The organism is Pseudomonas sp. DW-iso3, assembly GCF_058725305.1.
On the sequence record NZ_JBZXDZ010000001.1, the window covers coordinates 467,686 to 484,836 of the forward strand.

The 17,151-nt window shown below is 61.7% G+C and carries 10 protein-coding genes; 3 read left to right on the forward strand and 7 right to left on the reverse strand.

The window, feature by feature from the left end; translation table 11 throughout:
• Positions 1-89: 89 nt before the first annotated feature.
• From AC4PS7_RS02155 to AC4PS7_RS02175, 5 genes are all read right to left on the reverse strand, one after another.
• The gene (locus AC4PS7_RS02155) at positions 90-1,709 is read right to left on the reverse strand and encodes an FMN-binding glutamate synthase family protein (RefSeq protein ID WP_010212809.1); all 1,620 of its coding nucleotides are present in this window, start codon (positions 1,707-1,709) and stop codon (positions 90-92) included.
• Between the two features lie 104 nt (positions 1,710-1,813).
• Positions 1,814-3,214, reverse strand: a complete 1,401-nt coding sequence (locus tag AC4PS7_RS02160) for an ATP-binding protein (RefSeq protein ID WP_010212808.1) — start codon at positions 3,212-3,214, stop codon at positions 1,814-1,816.
• The gene (locus tag AC4PS7_RS02165; protein ID WP_154974585.1) at positions 3,211-5,028 is read right to left on the reverse strand and encodes a DAHL domain-containing protein; all 1,818 of its coding nucleotides are present in this window, start codon (positions 5,026-5,028) and stop codon (positions 3,211-3,213) included. Before AC4PS7_RS02165 ends, AC4PS7_RS02160 begins: the two co-directional genes overlap by 4 nt.
• Positions 5,025-5,960: a cytochrome-c peroxidase gene (locus AC4PS7_RS02170; RefSeq protein ID WP_226994552.1), complete on the reverse strand. Its 936-nt coding sequence runs from the start codon at positions 5,958-5,960 to the stop codon at positions 5,025-5,027. The genes AC4PS7_RS02165 and AC4PS7_RS02170 overlap by 4 nt, the downstream gene beginning before the upstream one ends.
• 58 nt (positions 5,961-6,018) lie before the next feature.
• Positions 6,019-7,893 (reverse strand): putative bifunctional diguanylate cyclase/phosphodiesterase, encoded by a 1,875-nt coding sequence (locus AC4PS7_RS02175; RefSeq protein WP_042571717.1) that lies wholly within the window; start codon positions 7,891-7,893, stop codon positions 6,019-6,021.
• Between the two features lie 216 nt (positions 7,894-8,109).
• Here AC4PS7_RS02175 and nosR point away from each other — a divergent pair, with 216 nt between their 5' ends.
• From nosR to AC4PS7_RS02190, 3 genes are read left to right on the forward strand one after another with little or no spacing between them, the layout of a single operon-like run.
• Positions 8,110-9,411 (forward strand): response regulator c-di-GMP phosphodiesterase, NosR family, encoded by a 1,302-nt coding sequence (gene nosR / locus AC4PS7_RS02180; RefSeq protein WP_010212802.1) that lies wholly within the window; start codon positions 8,110-8,112, stop codon positions 9,409-9,411.
• Between the two features lie 45 nt (positions 9,412-9,456).
• Entirely contained in the window at positions 9,457-9,864 is a 408-nt protein-coding gene (locus AC4PS7_RS02185) for an NUDIX hydrolase (RefSeq protein WP_010212801.1), read from the forward strand.
• Positions 9,861-10,373 (forward strand): GNAT family N-acetyltransferase, encoded by a 513-nt coding sequence (locus tag AC4PS7_RS02190; protein ID WP_010212799.1) that lies wholly within the window; start codon positions 9,861-9,863, stop codon positions 10,371-10,373. The genes AC4PS7_RS02185 and AC4PS7_RS02190 overlap by 4 nt, the downstream gene beginning before the upstream one ends.
• Here AC4PS7_RS02190 and metR read toward each other — a convergent pair.
• Both metR and AC4PS7_RS02200 read right to left on the reverse strand, forming a co-directional pair.
• Complete coding sequence (metR, locus tag AC4PS7_RS02195; protein ID WP_021492540.1) at positions 10,370-11,287, reverse strand: transcriptional regulator MetR; 918 nt, start codon at positions 11,285-11,287, stop codon at positions 10,370-10,372. The two genes, AC4PS7_RS02190 and metR, sit on opposite strands and share 4 nt — an antisense overlap.
• A gap of 209 nt (positions 11,288-11,496) precedes the next feature.
• Positions 11,497-17,148: a dermonecrotic toxin domain-containing protein gene (locus AC4PS7_RS02200; RefSeq protein WP_492179048.1), complete on the reverse strand. Its 5,652-nt coding sequence runs from the start codon at positions 17,146-17,148 to the stop codon at positions 11,497-11,499.
• Positions 17,149-17,151 lie beyond the last annotated feature (3 nt).

A 17,151-nucleotide genomic window follows, 5' to 3' on the forward strand; every position in this document is an offset into this window, starting at 1 on the left:
GCCGGACCAACCTGGCCCTGGCGCGTGAATCACCTCGTTTCAACGATGCCGTCGGTGGTCCGGTTCAGCAAACAGGGAGGGTTTATTGATCAGGCGGCAGCCGCTTCATGGGGTTCAAAGCTGTCGGCCCGTGCCATCTGCCACATGCGCGAATAGAACTCGCCATTCACCTCACCGGTGAGCAACTCGCCAGGTTTGAGGAACACATGCAATTGCGAAAACAGCTTGATCTCGGTCGCCGACATGCGCCGCACCAGATGCTTGGCCGACAGTTGCGATGGATGATCCAGGCCGGCAGCGGCGAGCATTTCGGCCAAGGCCTTGAGGGTGTTGCGGTGGAAGTTGAACACGCGCTGGGCTTTGTCCGGCACCACCAGGGCGCGTTGGCGCAGCGGATCTTGGGTCGCGACGCCGGTCGGGCATTTGTTGGTGTGGCAGCTTTGGGACTGAATGCAGCCAATGGCAAACATGAAGCCACGCGCCGAGTTGGCCCAGTCGGCGCCGATGGCCAGGACGCTGGCGATATCGAATGCGCTGACGATCTTGCCGCTGGCACCGAGCTTGATCTTGTCGCGCAGGTTCAAGCCCACCAGGGTGTTGTGCACAAACAGCAGGCCTTCACGCAGCGGCACGCCGATATGGTCGGTGAACTCCACTGGCGCGGCGCCGGTGCCGCCTTCCTTGCCGTCCACCACGATAAAGTCGGGGAGGATGCCGGTCTCCAGCATGGCCTTGGCGATGCCCATGAATTCCCAGGGGTGGCCGAGGCAGAACTTGAAACCCACGGGTTTGCCACCAGACAGCTCACGCAGTTGGGCGATGAAGTGCATCAGTTCGATCGGGGTGGAAAACGCGCTGTGGCGCGACGGCGAGATACAGTCTTCACCCATCAGGATGCCGCGGGTGTCGGCGATTTCCTGGGTGACCTTGTGCTTGGGCAGGATCCCACCATGGCCGGGTTTGGCGCCCTGGCTCATCTTGATTTCGATCATGCGCACTTGCGGGTTCTGCGCCTGCACGGCGAAGCGTTCCGGATCGAAGCGGCCGTCGCTGGTGCGACAGCCGAAGTAGCCGCTGCCCAATTCCCAGGTCAGGTCGCCGCCGTTCTCGCGGTGGTAGGGGCTGATGCTGCCTTCGCCGGTGTCATGGGCAAAATTGCCCAGTTTGGCGCCTTGGTTCAACGCACGAATGGCGTTGGCGCTCAACGAGCCAAAGCTCATCGCCGAGATATTGAATACCGATGCCGAATACGGCTGCGTGCATTGCGGGCCGCCGACCATCACACGAAACGCGCTGGGGTCGCTGAGCGGCGCCGGGCGCATGGAGTGGCCGATAAATTCGAAGCCCGACTGGTACACGTCGATCAGGGTGCCGAAGGGTTTGTCGGCAGTTTCATTTTTGGCGCGGGAATAGACCAGTGAACGCTGGGCCCGGGAGAAGGGCAGGGCGTCGCTGTCGGACTCCAGCAGGTACTGGCGGATTTCCGGGCGGATGGCTTCGACCAGGTAACGGATATTGCCCAGGATTGGATAGTTGCGGCGTACGGCGTGGGGGCTTTGCAGCAGGTCGAACATACCGATCAGGCTCAACACGCCCGTGACCAGGGTGATCGGCCACAGCCATTCGTGTTCGATAAAGGGGAGGCTGGCGAGGGTGAAGATGACGCACACGGCAAAGAAGGCGTAACGGCTTAGCAAGGACAGGCTCATACGGTTTCCTTGAAATCGGACTCTTACAGGTCGGTGCCGCATTCTGCGCCTGTCGGCAAACCCCAGACAACCTTTGCCGGGCGGATACGGTCCGCTCCTGCGCCCTAGGCGGCCGTCTGCCGAATCGGCAACACCACGCGAAAGGTCGTGCCTTTGCCCGGTTCGCTGCTCACGCAAATATCGCCGTGGTGCTTCTTGATAATGCCGTAGGACAACGACAATCCCAGCCCCGTGCCTTCACCCACCGGCTTGGTGGTGAAGAACGGGTCGAAGATTTTCTGCACGGTCTCCGGGGGAATGCCACAGCCGTTGTCCGCGACTTCCAGCCAGATGTTATCGCCTTGCACGCCATTGCTGATGGTGATGGTGCCGCGCTCCGGGCCCATGGCCTGGGCGGCGTTGATAACCAGGTTCATCACCACCTGGTTGAGCTGTGAGGCCAGGCATTCGATTTCAGGCAGCGGTGTGTAATTTTTCACGACGTCGGCCTTGTACTTGAGTTCGCTGGCGACGATGTTCAGCGTTGAGTCGATGCCCTGTTGCAGGTTGGCGAATTGCCAGGTCTGGTCGTTGTCGACCCGCGAGAAGTTCTTCAGGTCCTTGACTATCTGCACCACCCGGCCGATGCCTTCCTTGGATTCCCTGATCAGGATGGGGATGTCTTCCCTGAGGAAATCCAGCTCCAGTTCAGCACGCAAGGCCTTCAGCGCGGCGCACTGCTCGGCCGCGGCGGGGCTTTCTTCGAGCTGCCGGTAGGCGTCCAGCATCCGCTGCAGTTGGTTGAAGTAGCTGTCGAGGGTACTCAGGTTGGAGGAGATGAAGCCTACGGGGTTGTTGATCTCATGAGCGACGCCAGCTGCCAGTTGCCCCAGCGACGCGAGTTTTTCCGATTGCACCAGTTGGCTTTCCAGCTGCTTGCGCTCGTCGATTTCCAGTTGCAACGCCTCGCTGGCCTGGGTCAGTGCCTGGGTGCGCTGCGCCACCAGTTGCTCCAGGTGTATGGTTTGCAGCGAGGCGCGGCGGGCCATGTCCCATTTGTTGGCAAGCATGTTGGCCATCTGTTGCACCTCGATGTTATCGAAGGGCTTTTTCAGGATCAGCAACCGGTCATGGCCGTTGAGGCGATACAGCAATTCATCCCAGGAGTAATCCGTATACGCGGTGCACACCACCACTTGCAGGCCGGGGTCGACGGTCCATAGCTCTTCGATGGTCTTTGCGCCGTCCCAACCTTGCGGCATGCGCATGTCGACGAATGCCAGGGCGTAGGGGCGTTTTTCCGCCATGGCGGTGGTGAGCAATTGCAGGCCTTCTTCGCCGCCATACGCCGAATGCAGCTCGAAGGTACGCACCTCGGGCTTGCTGGTGTCGCCGAACAGCGCTGACTCCATATCGTCGAGGGCTTGGTTGGTCTCGACGGTCGGCATCAGGATTTTGCGAAAATCGTCGTGAATCGACGGCGTGTCGTCGATCAACAGGATGCGCCGATTGGGAGGCTGATTCATGCGGGACTTCCGGCAGGGGTCATAGGGATCGTCAAGGTAAACACCGCGCCCAGGCCAGGCCCGTCGCTGTGGGCACTGAGCTGACCATTCATTTCTACGGCGGCCAGCGCGCAGCTGTGCAGGCCGAAGCCGTGGCCTTCCTTGCGAGTGGTAAAACCGTGGGTGAAGATCCGCGTCATGTTTTCCGCGGGAATGCCCTCGCCATCGTCCTTGACGCTGATCTGCAAGGTATTGTCCTCCAGGGGCTGGACCTTCAGGGTCATCTGCCGGGGTCGGTCACTGAGGTTGGACATGGCGTACTTGGCGTTGCTGATCAGGTTGACCATGATCAATAGCAAGCGGTGTTTGTCGGCGAGGATTTCCGGCACCTGCGCATATTCCTTGACCACCGTGACGTGGTGACGACTCAGGGCTCCGGCGTTCATGCGCAATGCATCTTCCATCAGGCCGCTGATGTGCACCGGCTCCAGCAGTGTGGCGGCGCCGGCATAGGATTGCTGGGTGGAGACGATGTCCTTGATGTGGTCCACGCTTTTACTCAACTGCGCCAACTCGTCGGTCATGCCCTGCTGCTCAACGGCGATGGCGTCCACCAGTTGGTTGAGATAGCCGGGCAGCAGCTTGCCTTTCTCATCTTCGGTAAGGAAGGTGCCCAGGTCGTCCTTGTGCTCATTGATCAACTGCATGGCTTTGCCCAGCCCCAGGGCCTTGCTGCTGCGCAGCTTGCGCGTGACCAGTTCGGCGGAGATGTTCACGCTGTTGAGTACGTTGCCCACGTTGTGCAGCACATTGGTCGCGATTTCGGCCATGCCGGCCTGGCGTGCGCTGTCGAGTAATTCGCTCTGCGCATCCTTGAGCTGGCGGGTGCGTCGCTCCACGCGCTGCTCCAGGGTTTCGTTGGCGGCGTGCAACGCGCGATTGACCCGGTTGATTTCGGCAAAGCTGCGCAACAGGCGCACCGCCAGATAGAGCAGCAATCCCACCAGCAAGGTCGAGAAGATCAGCAGGTAGCGATGGTATTGGTGGTCGATCAGGTCTGCCGCTTGCTGGTCCTGGTCGAGGTGGGTGGTCAGTGCGTCCAGGTGTTCGGCGACGGGCACCGTGGCAATGCGCTCGAGCAGGTCGTTGACCACGGGCTGTTCGCGCAGGATCAGCGAAATGTGATTGCTGAGTATGTCCACCGGCCCTTGGAACTCGCTGGGCAGTTGCTCCTTATTGATCGCCAGTTTGCCCAGCCCCACCAGGATATCGGCGGCGCGATCGTCGCTGGTGACTTGGGCGAACTCCAGGCTGCTGAGCAACAGGTCATAGGTGTCGGTGGCCACGTCTTGCAATTGCAGGCGGCCTTCAGCGTCAAGGCGGTTGAACTGCGCCTGGATGTCGTCTTCGGCGGTCGGCAGGAACGCCAGTGAATTACGCAGCAGCGCGTTGTGGGATTTGAATTGGTCCACCAGGCGGGCTTTTTCCTGGATCGCCGTCTGGTAAGCCGTTTGCGTGGCCTGCCAGCCGCTCAGGTTGGACGGGTTGTGGTAGGTGTCGCGGCTGTTCAGTTCGGCCCATATTCGGGTCATCTGCGTGAGTGGCGTGACCAGCGGGTCGTAGTTGTGGGTGATCGCGATCCGGGCCTTGAGGACCTCGCTGTCCCACTGCGCATTGAGCTGCTGCAGTTGGCGGATCAGATCCCGCGACTGGGTGTAGCTGGCGGTCTGATCACGGGAAGCCTTGAGGTACAAAAACACCAGGGTCGAGGCCAGCAGCAGGGTCACCAGGCCAAGTACAACCTGGGTAAAGCGGCGACGGGAGTGAGAGGTCATAGCGGCTTGCCTGCCCATTCGCCGGTCAGGGTTTTGAGAAACTGCACGATCAAGTCCCTGTCTTCCTTATTCGGATTGCGCCCCAACTGGTACTTGAACATCACATCGACGGCTTCTTCGAGGGTCTTGGCCGACGCATCGTGAAAGTACGGCGCGGTCACCGCCACGTTGCGCAGGCTGGGCACCTTGAACACATGGCGGTCCTCTTCGTCCTGGGTCACCAGATAGCGGCCCAGGTCGGCTTCGACCGGGTTGCCTCGGGCCTTGAAGTAGTCGCCCATCACACCGAATTTCTGGAACATATTACCGCCGATATTGATGCCCTGATGGCAGGCTATACAGCCGTAGTCCTTGAAGCGCTGGTAGCCATATTTTTCCTGGATTGTCAGGATATCGGTGTTACCTAGCAGGTATTGGTCGAACCGCGAGTTGGGGCTCAGCAGTGTTTGCTCATAGGTGGCCAAGGCGTCCTGCACGTTGGCGGCGGTGATGCCATCGGGGTAGGCCTGTTTGAAGGCGGTCTGGTAGGTGGGCAGGGCGGACAGGTTCTGCACTACGGTATTCCAATCGCTGCCCATTTCCAGGGGGCTGATCACTACCTGTTCGACCTGTGCTTGCAGGGTGTCCGACCGGCCATTCCAGAACTGCTTGAAGTTCAGGCTGGCGTTGAACACGGAAGGGGTGTTGATTGGCACCGGCTTGCCGTTGAAACCCAGGGAAAACGGCTGGTTGTCTGCACCTCCGGACGCCAGTCGATGGCAGCTGGCACAGGACAGTGTGTTATTGACCGACAGGCGCGGCTCATTGAACAGCTGGCGACCCAACTCGACTCTGGCCGGGTCCAATACGGGCACCGGTGGCAGTGGTTTGAGCGCTTCGTTCAACGGCGCGGCCAGCAACGGCTGGGCCAGCCCCGACCACACCACCAGCAGAACGCCGAAACGGTAACGTGAGACTTTGCTCAAGCGAGCACTCCTTGCAGGCACGCGGCTATTGGGCAGGCATCAGTGTGGCGCTGCCCACTTGCAGCAGCCGGGCGAAATCCTTCGGCGGCACCGCCTTGCTGAACAAAAAGCCCTGACCCTCTTCACACTGCTGGCTTTTCAGGAAATTCAGCTGTTCGACGGTCTCCACCCCCTCGGCGATGATGTTCAACTCCAGGCTCTTGCCCATGCCGATGATAGCGCTTATCAGCTGGGCATCCTGGTTATTCTCGTTCAGCCCACGCACGAACGACTGGTCGATTTTCAACACATCGATGGGAAAGCGTCGCAGGTAACTCAGGCTCGAGTAGCCCGTGCCGAAGTCATCCAGCGCCAGGCGCACGCCCATGGCCTTGATTGTTTGCAGGATCTGCACCGTGTCGTCGACATTCTGCATCAGTACGTTTTCGGTGATTTCCAGCTCCAGCCAGGCGGGCGGCAGGCCGGTCTGCTTGAGGATCGCGGCCAGGTTGTCGACGAAGTCATGCTGGCGAAAGTCGATGGCCGATACATTCACCGCCATGTACAGCGGTGGCAGGCCCATGCCGCGCCAGGCCTGCGCCTGTTCGCAGGCCTGGTGCAGCACCCACTGCGTCAAGGGCACGATCAGCCCGCTGTCTTCGGCCACCGGAATGAAATCGCTCGGGCTGACCCACCCCGAGCGCGGCTGAAACCAGCGTATCAGCGCCTCCGCGCCGACGATTCGCCCGGAGTTGAGGTCCAGCTTGGGTTGGTAGTGCAGTACGAATTCATCCAGCTCCAAGGCCAGGCGGATCGCGCTCTCCAGATTTTGCTGGCGCCGGGCGCGCAGGTTCATGTCTTCGGTGTAGAAACTGAAATCGTTGGGGCCGCGTTCCTTGCTGGTATGCATGGCGGTTTCGGCGTGCTTGATCAACTCCACCGTGTTGTAGCTGTCATTGGGGTAGATGCTGATGCCCAGGCTCGCCGTGATGCTCAAGTCATGCCCGGCCACATGGCGTGTGGCACTGATGGCCTTGAGCACTTTGTGCGCGATGTGCTGGGTCTGCTGCGGGTGCTGCACGTCGTGGAGCAGGATCACGAACTCATCGGAGCCGTAGCGAAACACCGAGTCGGAGCTGCGCACTGTTGCTACCAGGCTGTGGCTGACGTGTTGGAGCACCTCGTCGCCCACCGGGTAACCCAGGGCATTGTTGATGCGTTTGAAACGATCGAGCCCGATAAATATCACCGCCAGTTGCGTGTCATGCCGCCGACCAAGGGCTATGGCCTGGCTGAGGCGGTCGCCGAGCAGCGTGCTGTTGGGCAGTTCTGTCAGCGCATCGTATTGCAACAGATGCGAGACCTTCAGCAGTTCCTGCACACGTTCTTCGATGGTGCGCTCCAGTGCCACCACTTTCAGGGCGACATCCTGGGCCAGCTGCCATTTCCACGTCAGGGCACTGGCCATCTGGCGGATCTCCAGATGGTCGAAGGGTTTCTTCAGAATCAGCAACTGATCGTTGTATTTCAATCGCGCCTCGATCGCTTCGAACGAATAGTCGGAATACGCGGTGCACAGGGCGATCTGCAGATTGGGGTCGACGTTCCACAGCTGTTCGATGGTTTGCAGGCCGTCCCAGCCGGGCGGCATGCGCATATCGATGAACACCATGGCATACGGAGCGTTGGCGGCCAGGGACCGGGCTACCAGTTCCAGCGCTTCCTGGCCCTGGTAGGCCGAATCCAGCACGAATGCGTGGCGCGGGGTGGCGGTGGTGCCGAACAGGGTTTCCTCAAGACTGTCCAGGGATTTCTCGCCCTGGGCGTTGGCACACAGGATCTTGCGAAAGTCATCATGGATCGATGCGCTGTCATCGACGATCAGAATACGCCGGTTGGCCCGCGCTGAGTCCGGGGTCATGACGCACTCCGCGATTGCAAAAGGCTCGACGGCATAATGATTCCTTCCCTGATTCTGCGGCTGAGCGAAGTTGTCTACTGTGACAGCATAGTCGAGTGCCTTGAAATCGAAGGCCAGTTGGCGTCAAATCGACCCCCGCGCCGCGGTCGAGGGAAGATGGCTTGGCACGATGGTCAAATGTGGTTCCATTCAGTTCAATGTGAAGGCGCAGCAGGCATGGACGAACAACTTGCGACGAAACCCACGATATTACTGGTCGACGATGAAGAATCGATCCTCAACAGCCTGCGCCGCTTATTGCGCGGGCAGCCCTTCGATGTAGTCCTGGCCGGCAGCGGTGCCCAGGCCCTGGAGATCATGGCCGCCCAACCCATCGACCTGGTGATGAGCGACGCTCGTATGCCCGGTATGGACGGTGCGCAGCTGCTGGCCGAGGTGCATCGGCTGTATCCGGCCACCAGTCGCATTCTGCTCACCGGTTACGCCGACCTGCCGACGATCGTCAAGGCCATCAACGAAGGGCAGATCCACCGCTACATCAGCAAGCCCTGGAATGACGAGGAGCTGCAGCTGGTCTTGCGCCAGACCCTGGAGCACCAGCGCCTGGAGCGCCTGACCCAGGTGCAGAACGATCAGCTCAAGCAACTGAACGCCACCCTGGAAAAACGCGTAGCGGCGCGTACCAGTGAGCTGCAGCAGACCGCCGACATGCTCGACCTGGCCTACGACGAACTCAAGCACAGCTACGTGACCGGTACCGAAGTGTTTTCGCTGTTGGCCAACCTGCGCTTGCCCAAGAACAAGCAGACCAACCGCTCGCTGATCGAATTGGTGCGGGTCTATTGCGCCGCCCAGTCTATCGACGACGCCAGTTCGCGTGACCTGACGATGGCCGCTGCGTTGTACAACATTGGCAAACTGAGCTGGAGCGACAGCATGCTGATCGAACCGGCCGATAAGCTGCACAGCACGGATCGCGAGCGCTACCGCAGCTATCCGACCCAGAGCGAATCGTTGTTGATGACCTTGGAGCCGATGAAAGATGCGGCGCGCATCATTCGTCACCATCAGGAGCGCTGGGATGGCAGCGGTTTTCCCGACCACCTCAAGGGCGATGCGATTCCGTTCGGTTCGCGCCTTTTGAAACTGGCGGTGGACTTCATCGAGTTGCAGAAGGGGCTGATTCTTGAGCGGCAGATGAACAGTGACGAAGCGCTGCTCTATATCCGCAAATATGCCGGGCGCCTCTATGATCCCGAGCTGGTCGAGGATTTCGTTCTGGCCTGCGCCACATTCCTCAGTGATGTGACGCTGGGCGATCCCACCGTCAAGGTCCTGACCACGCGCGAACTGGCCGACGGCATGGTGCTGGCTCGCAACCTCAACGCCGACAACGGCATGTTACTGCTCAATGCCGGCAAGGTGCTGAACCTGCCGCTGGTGGACAAGCTGATTGCGTTTGAGGCGATGGAAGGGGCGAAGTACAACGTATTTATCAAGGCGCCGGACGAGGCGTAAGCCTTGCCGGTTACTTTCACTGACCCAATTCAAGGCTTTTACTGCATGTCCACGACTATCCGCATCGCCGCCGCCCTCCTGATCGGTGGCGACGGCCACACCCTGCTGGTGCGCAAGCGCGGCACCCAGGCCTTTATGCAGCCCGGCGGCAAAATCGACGCAGGCGAGCAACCCGCCGAGGCATTGGCCCGAGAGTTGTTCGAGGAACTGAACCTGCGCATCAACCCCAGCGATGCCGCTTATCTGGGCCACTTCTCGGCCCCGGCGGCCAACGAGCCCGGCTTTACGGTGGAGGCCGAATTGTTTCAGGTCACTATCGACGTGGCGGTGACCCCCGCCGCCGAGATCGAGGAAGTGCGCTGGATCGACCCGGCCGGTGACGGTGGCCTGCAATTGGCCCCGCTGACGCGCGATCTGATCCTGCCGTTTTACCGCGCCTCGCTGACGGCATGATCATTCGCACGCTGGGGGCCAGCGACGCCGAGGCTTATCGGGCGTTGATGCTTGAGGCCTATGGCGCCTATCCCCAGGCATTCACCTCCAGCGTGGCGGAGCGTGCGGCGATGCCGCTGAGCTGGTGGGAAAAACGCTTGAGCAGCCCCTTGGATTGCTTGCTCGGCGTTTTTGTCGGTGACGAACTGGCCGGCATTGTCGGCCTGGCGTATGAGCCGCGAGAGAAAGCGCGGCACAAGGTGACGCTGTTCGGCATGTACGTGAACGAGGCCTATCAGCAACAGGGCCTGGGTCGTCAGTTGGTCGAGGCCGCACTGGACGAAGCACGCAAACAGCCGCGCCTCAAAGTGATCCAGCTTACGGTCACCGCCGGCAATGACGCGGCCTTTGCCCTGTATCAACGCTGCGGCTTCGTCCAATACGGCCTGGAGCCGCTGGCAGTGCGGGTCGGGGTCGATTATTTCGACAAGATCCACATGTGGCGCGAATTGCCGGGCTCCTGCAATTAGCGCACCGCGCTGACCCCATCCAGGGTGGAAAACGACGTGTCCTTGGCCGTCAGCAAGAAATCGCGCATGTACGGTGCATCCAGCATGTCTGCACGAATCCCCGCATACAGCGTCGCAAACAACCCTTTCTCGCCCAACCGCTTGGCCTTCACATAGCCGCGCGCGCTGTACTCATGCAGCGCCCAATGGGGCATGCCGCACACACCACGGCCGCTGGCCACCAGTTGCATCATCATCACCGACAGCTCCGATGTACGCACCTGGGCCGGTTCCACATCGGCAGGCTCGAGGAAGCGGGTGAAGATGTCCAGGCGGTCGCGTTCCACCGGGTAGGTGATCAGTGTTTCGGTCAACAAGTCTTCCGGCACGATGTACGCCTTATTCGCCAGCGCATGCTGGTTGGCGACCGCGAGCATGGCTTCGTAGGTGAACAGCGGCACATAGGTGATGCCCGGCAACTCCAGCGGGTCGGAGGTCACCACCAGGTCCAGGTCGCCTCGGGCCAGAGCTGGCAGCGGGGCAAAAGCGAAGCCGGAGGCCAGGTCCAGTTCGACTTCCGGCCAGGCGTCGCGGAACTGATCGATGGTCGGCATCAGCCACTGGAAGCAACTGTGGCATTCGATGGCCATGTGCAAACGCCCGGCGGTCCCACCGACCAGGCGCGCAATATCACGCTCTGCGCCGCGCAGCAGCGGCAGCGTTGCGTCGGCCAGTTGCAGCAGGCGCAGGCCGGCGCTGGTGAAACGCAGCGGCTTGGTCTTGCGCACGAACAGCGGCACCCCCAGGCGCTCTTCCAGCTCTTTGAACTGGTGGGACAGGGCGGACTGCGTCAAATGCAGGCGTTCGGCGGCTTCGACCAGGCTGTCGGCCTCGCGCAGGGCGTGCAGGGTTTTCAGGTGACGGATTTCCAGCACCGTGGCCTCCATGAGAAATATTGATGATTAATATGAATGGAGTGAGTTTGTCTCATGTTGTGTGCGTTGTCGACATGCAGGCCTGGGCGTGATGTACCCCGCCAAAGGTTCGCCGCGCAATCTCTACACGGCAGCGAACTGAAGATCCCGCCGCAGCGCACCAAGACCCCGAAAGTCCTGGTGGCCGAGACAGCCGCGGGCCTGCGCGGCTAGAGGGCAACCCATAGCGGCCGGATATGCGACAACGCGGCGGACTGCTTGCCGATGTCCGAGAATGGCAGTGACGGGTCGTCGGCATGGGTCAAGTAGCGATGCTCCGGCAGTTTCAAGTGGGCCTTTTCGAACTCATCGAAGGTAGCCGTGCGGCGGTTGTAATGAAAGTGCGCGTACCACAAGGGACGCGGTGGGGTGGCGGTCAGGTCCCAGACTTCATATTCCTGCATGAAGTCGCGGTGCCCGTTCGCACGCCTCGCCAGCTCGGTCATCGACGCGGTTCGACGCACCTCGACCACGTGATGCCTGGCCAGATCATCAAGCATGCCGTCGGTGGGTTGGCGGCTGGCCAATGATTGGCGGGTGCGCAGGGTGCGGCCCGCGGCGGTCAGCTCGGTGGCGGTCGTGCGCAATGGCTGGATGCTCGGCTCCTCGGGGTCAAGGCGTGCGATGCGGTTCGAGCGCAGGGTGAGTTCGGCGGCTTCGCTGACCAGCATGTGTTCAAGGTCCACCGGCAACATGCCTTGGCGGGCGTAGGCTTCGACTTTAGCCTGGTACACCGGCACGGCGCGCAGGCGGCTCTGGGCTTCGTTCACCATCACCGACTTCACGTTCGCCTCGGGTGGGAGCGCCACCGGTGGTGCCGATTGGCGTTGAGCCCGACCGTTTGGGCGTTGCTCCCAGGTCTCGGTGTGGCCGCTGAGGTTGTCGATGGTGTAGCGCGTGGTGTTGGTGCGTGGGTCGGTGCTTTTTATGCCGATCAGCATCCGGTTGTCATCGGTTTCAAACACTGTTCCTCGTGGTTCGTCGGGCCGCGGGCGATGCAGGCGAGCGGGCGTGCCGATGCGCTGACGGGCCAGTTGAGTCATGCGCTCGAGGTTGTTCAGCAAGGCGCTCAGGTTATCCAGGTCAAAATGTTGCGGGTAGCCTGCGCTCAAGGTTTTAACGCTGAGGCTGAAGCGCGCGTAGGCATCGATACATTCATTGAGTATTCGCGTGCGCTGGCTGACCGTGGTGGGCGTATTTGTCAGTGCAAAATGCGTGTTCAGGGCCAGGTGGGCGTCGAGATAGACGCGATTGACCTCACTTTGCAAGTACAACCAGGAAGGATCGGTGACGTGATCGTAGCGGTTGAACGTGTCGATGCTGTGGACGGTGCGCAGGTGCGTGCGAAAGCCTTCATCGTACAGTTCGTTCCAGCGCGCCGCGTCGTCGCGAGCCTCGCCCACCATCGTGCGCGTGTTGTGAAGATCCGCGTCGATCTGTTGCGCGGTCCTGCGCGTACTTCTGCCGTGCAGGCGTATATCGGCTTCCTGCGCCATTAGGTTGATATTGGCGCTCCATTCGTTCATGACCAGGAAGAGGCGGTCGATCCGGTCGAGTGCCTGCACGATGTTCTGGCTGAGACCTTTGCGGGTTTGCAGAAACTGCAAAATGGCGGCCGGGCGCGTCGGCGGCACTTGGAGGTCGCCGAATTGCCCGGTCAACCCCTGCAGCGCGGCCGCGGCGACTTTCAAGCGCTCCACGGCTCTGCTGGTGACAATCAGGGCGGCGCGGCTCTGCATGCCTTTGAGGGCCAGGTGCTCTCTGTTGGGGGTGAAGGCGATCACGTCCTGAACGGCGTTGGCCTGCTCAATCGCCAGCTCGATGTCTTTGGCGTAGGCCTCATCCAGGGTCGGTTGCAAGGTTTTGCGGGTGGCGATGTCGCTTTGGTTGGACAGGTGTTGCAGGTTGCCGGTCGCGGCCAGTTGAGTATCGAGCCGACTGCTCAGCGTATTGATCGCATCGTTGAGCGCCAGTTGGCGGCGCAGCACATGATCGGTCCACCAGATCGGCAGCCGTTGTCGAATCGCCATCGGCCAGAGCGGTTCGAGGGTGTCCGCCAGGTGCCCGAGCACGCCGCCGCCGCCCGCCAGGCCGACCGGTTGCGTGGTGCCGTAGACGCCGAAGTGGGTGTCCCATTGGCCGGCTTCATCCAGGGCAATCGGCTGTTTGTAGGTCTTCAGCGTGTTGCCACTCAAGCGCCAATGCCCGTTCTGCAGTTCGACCTGATAGACGCTGCCCTGCCGCACAATGAAGTCGCCGTCGGTATGGCGGTAGACGTTGCGATAAACACCGTGGCTCGCCGGGGTCAGATGGGCCAGGGCGATCTCCTTGCCATATTCATACCCGCTGAAGCGCTCGGCGATGCGGCGCGCCTTGCGGCTCATGGGCGGTTGCAGGTAACGGCCACCCTTGAAGGCATTGCGCAACTGGCGCCCAAACGTGCGCGTGCGCGCTGCATTGGGTGTGATCAGCACCCCGCCGGCCACATCGATGCCGGCGTCGATCAATGATTGCAGGACTTGGGTGATGGCGTGCATGCCTTGCACATGATCACCGCGGCGAAACGCAGCCACCGCGTCATTGGCGCTGACCCAGCCATCGTAAAGGCCGATCACGCTGCCCACCACGGGGACCACGCCGAGTGCCATCTTGATATAGCTGAAGGCCTGCACGCCTTTGATGGCATAGCGTTCCAGGTACAGATCGCTGTTGGAACGGGCACTGGCGCGGTGGGCCTCCTTGACGCGGCCCATTTGCGCGTTGAGCAGATGGCTGGCCAGCGACGTGGTGACGGGCCAGGCGGTGCCGACGCCGATCAGCGCGTCGAAATGCCGGAGTACCGCTTGATTGATCCGGCTGACGTGGTTGGCCATGTTACCGAGCAAGGCGCGGCCAGCCAGGTAGTTGACCATCGCGGTGTTCAGGCACAGGCGGAACAGCGCCAGTCGCGCCGCCTCAAGGCTGTTGTAACTGCGCAGGGCCTGGCCGTCCGGGCTCTCGGGCAGATAGAGCAGGGTGCTCCCGGAATTTTTCTGACGGATGAAGGTGACCCCGGACAAGGTGCTTGAGCCGTCCTGGGTGTCTGGGCCGCCGACGCTGAGGTGAGCGGGAAGCAGCTCAATGTCATCGCCATCGGCGCGCCAGGCTTGAGCGGTGCTGGCATTCACGGCGATGTTGAAGGTGTTCAGTTCGGTGGCGGTGATGTGCTTTTGCAGGAACGCCAGGCGCCCCTGAAGGGTGAGCAGCAGGCGATGAGGTTCGAGCAGGCATTCGAGGCGATACTCACGGCTGAAGTCCGCTTCGCGATCCGAGCCTTGGTAAGCCTCGACGATCAGGTCTTCATACGCTTGGGCCAGGTCCAGTTCCGGCACCAGCCGGCGCAGGTAGTTGGCGCTGAGCCCGGCGGTGAGGGCCTGGCCTTCGGTGGCGTCCTGGGTGCTGACCTCGACCTTCATGAACGTCAAGCGTTCGGAGGTCGGTGTATCGATGTTGCTCAGCGCCAGCTCATCCAGGCTCATTTTGACCCGCGTGGCGCTGGGCACCGGTACGGTCTTGGTCGGGGTGCCGGGCGCGCCGGGGGCTTCGACGAAATGCTGTGAATGCGTGACCGATTCCGGGACGTCGAGCTGAACGTGGAACGGTTGTTTGAGCGAGAAGTCCCGGGACAGCCGTGCGTGCAGGCGTTTTTTGCAAAAGCTACTGATCAGCGGCAGCTTCAGGTTCAAGGCCTCGTCGGCGCGCTGGAACGCGAGGATGTAGCGTTCCAGCAGGGCCTTGAGTTCGACGCTATCGGCAGCCGACACCTGGCCGAGCCAGGCCGGCAGTTGTGCGGCCAGGGCGCCGCTCTGGTTCTGTTCCAGAAGCTGCGCATAGGCCAGTTCGCGCACGCTGTGGGTCGATACGCCCAGTTCCTGGATCGCTTGCACGCGCATGGGTTCCAGTTCCCGGGCTTGGCGCTCGGTGTCGTCCGGGGCACGCTGAAGCATCGCTTCGATCTGGGTGACCCAACCATCGAGTTGCACGGTGAGGCTGTACTCGAACGGGGTCTGATTGAGCAGGGCCAGTTCCAGCGACGCAGCGTCCGACGGCGTTACGCCAAGCCATTGTTCAAGCGCCTGCAGCGAGGCGAAATGCTGCAGCCCGCCCTGGCTGCCCGGCCAGTACAGCAACAGGTCCTGAGGCGTTGAAGCATCGAGCAGCGCCGCTTCCAGGGTGATCAGCAGCACGCCGTCCAGCTCTTTGCGCTGGATGTTGACCGCGCCGTTGCTGCGCTCGCTGATCGACAGGGTCAAGGTTGCCACCGACACCTTGAGTTCGGGGTCTGGCGCGTTGAGCGGGTCAAGCGCGGCCAGAAGCATGTCGTGCCCGGCCTGGCTGATCTGGTTGAGTTGACGCTGCAGGCCGGCCTCAGCAAGCAGCCCGTTCAGGCGTGCCTGGAGCAAGGTGTGGTAATCGGGGTTGGCTTGCTGGGACAGCTCCAGCAGTTGGTGCTGGGATTGACCCCACAGCGCGGTGGCAGCTTCATGGGCCTGCTGTTGCGCCTCGTGCAAGCGGTTGAGTTGGCTGCGCAATGTGGCCAGTTGCTCATCGTTCGGCGGCGGCAGCAGGGCGGACGCGTGCTCGGCACCGAAGAGCGGCTGCTGTTGCCGTGACAGTGCGTGGCGGCGCTGGGCCAGGGGCAGGTCGGCGGTCAGTCCGGCGAAGAGCATGGGGGGAGTGTCGCGGGCGACATCGCTCTCAACGGCAGTCAGTTCGGCAGCGCGCGGCAAGGCGAAAAAACCCTGGCTGTGCTGGTGCCGGTCAACCTGATCGGCCGCATCCAGCGCTCTGTGACCATGCTCGGCGAGGTCTCTGCCGTGGGGGTAGGCCAAGCTCGCCTGTTTTTCTCTGAGGCGATGTTCCAGCAGATGCGTCACGCCGGTTTGCAAGGGGTCGTTGACCTCGCGGTAGTCGATCTGGTTGTCTCGGGTGATTGCCGTCACACCGGGGAACAGCGTGGGGTGATCGAGCAACCATTGCTCCATGCTGACGCGGCTGTTGAACAGGTTCAGCGCCGGTTCCTCAGAGGGCAGGTACAACAGCTGGAGGACGATCTCGGCATCCAGGGTGATGACCAGCGCACCGGGTATCTCGGCATCGGCCAAGCCCGTGCGCTTGAGCAGCAGTTGCTCGGTGTAGATCTTCTGACCGTCAAGCTGCAGCGCGCCGCTCGGCGGGTCGAGGACCGTCAGCAACGGTTTCAATTGATCGGCGGTGATCACCCCGCAGGCACAGGCCAACTGAGCGGCCGCCTGGAGGTGGCTGCTGTACTGCGCGACCGCGTGATCACGGCGTGAAACCGACGTGCCGGGCGCGCGCGTGAACCACCAGTAGCGCACCCAGGCGGTTCGCAGGGCCTGTTGCACATTGAGCTGGGTAAAGGGTTTTAGCAGCTCGAACGGTTGCGCCGCGTACTGGGTTTTGCCCACCGGCAGGCCGATGACCCGACAACGTTGCGCGAGCGAGCTGGGGACGGGGATTTGATGAACAAAGGCGCAGGCCTGGGTCAGCGTGACGTGACGCGGTGGCTGGTCGACAGTTGCCGCGAAATGCAGCTGCACGCTGTCGCCGTCCAGGCCCAGTTGCTCTTGGATGAACGCCGTGAGGGCGGCGCGAATGCTGGGGGCGGCGGCGGTGAGCGTGAGCATGTGTTCCCGGCTGGCGTGCCAGCGGGCCGTGGCTTCCAGCAGCAGGCTTTCATTCAACGGGCGAAACGGCGCGGGGGAGAGCGGCAGGAAATCGCGCACGGCAAGGGGGGAGAGCGGGTTGGGTGTATCGGTCATGTG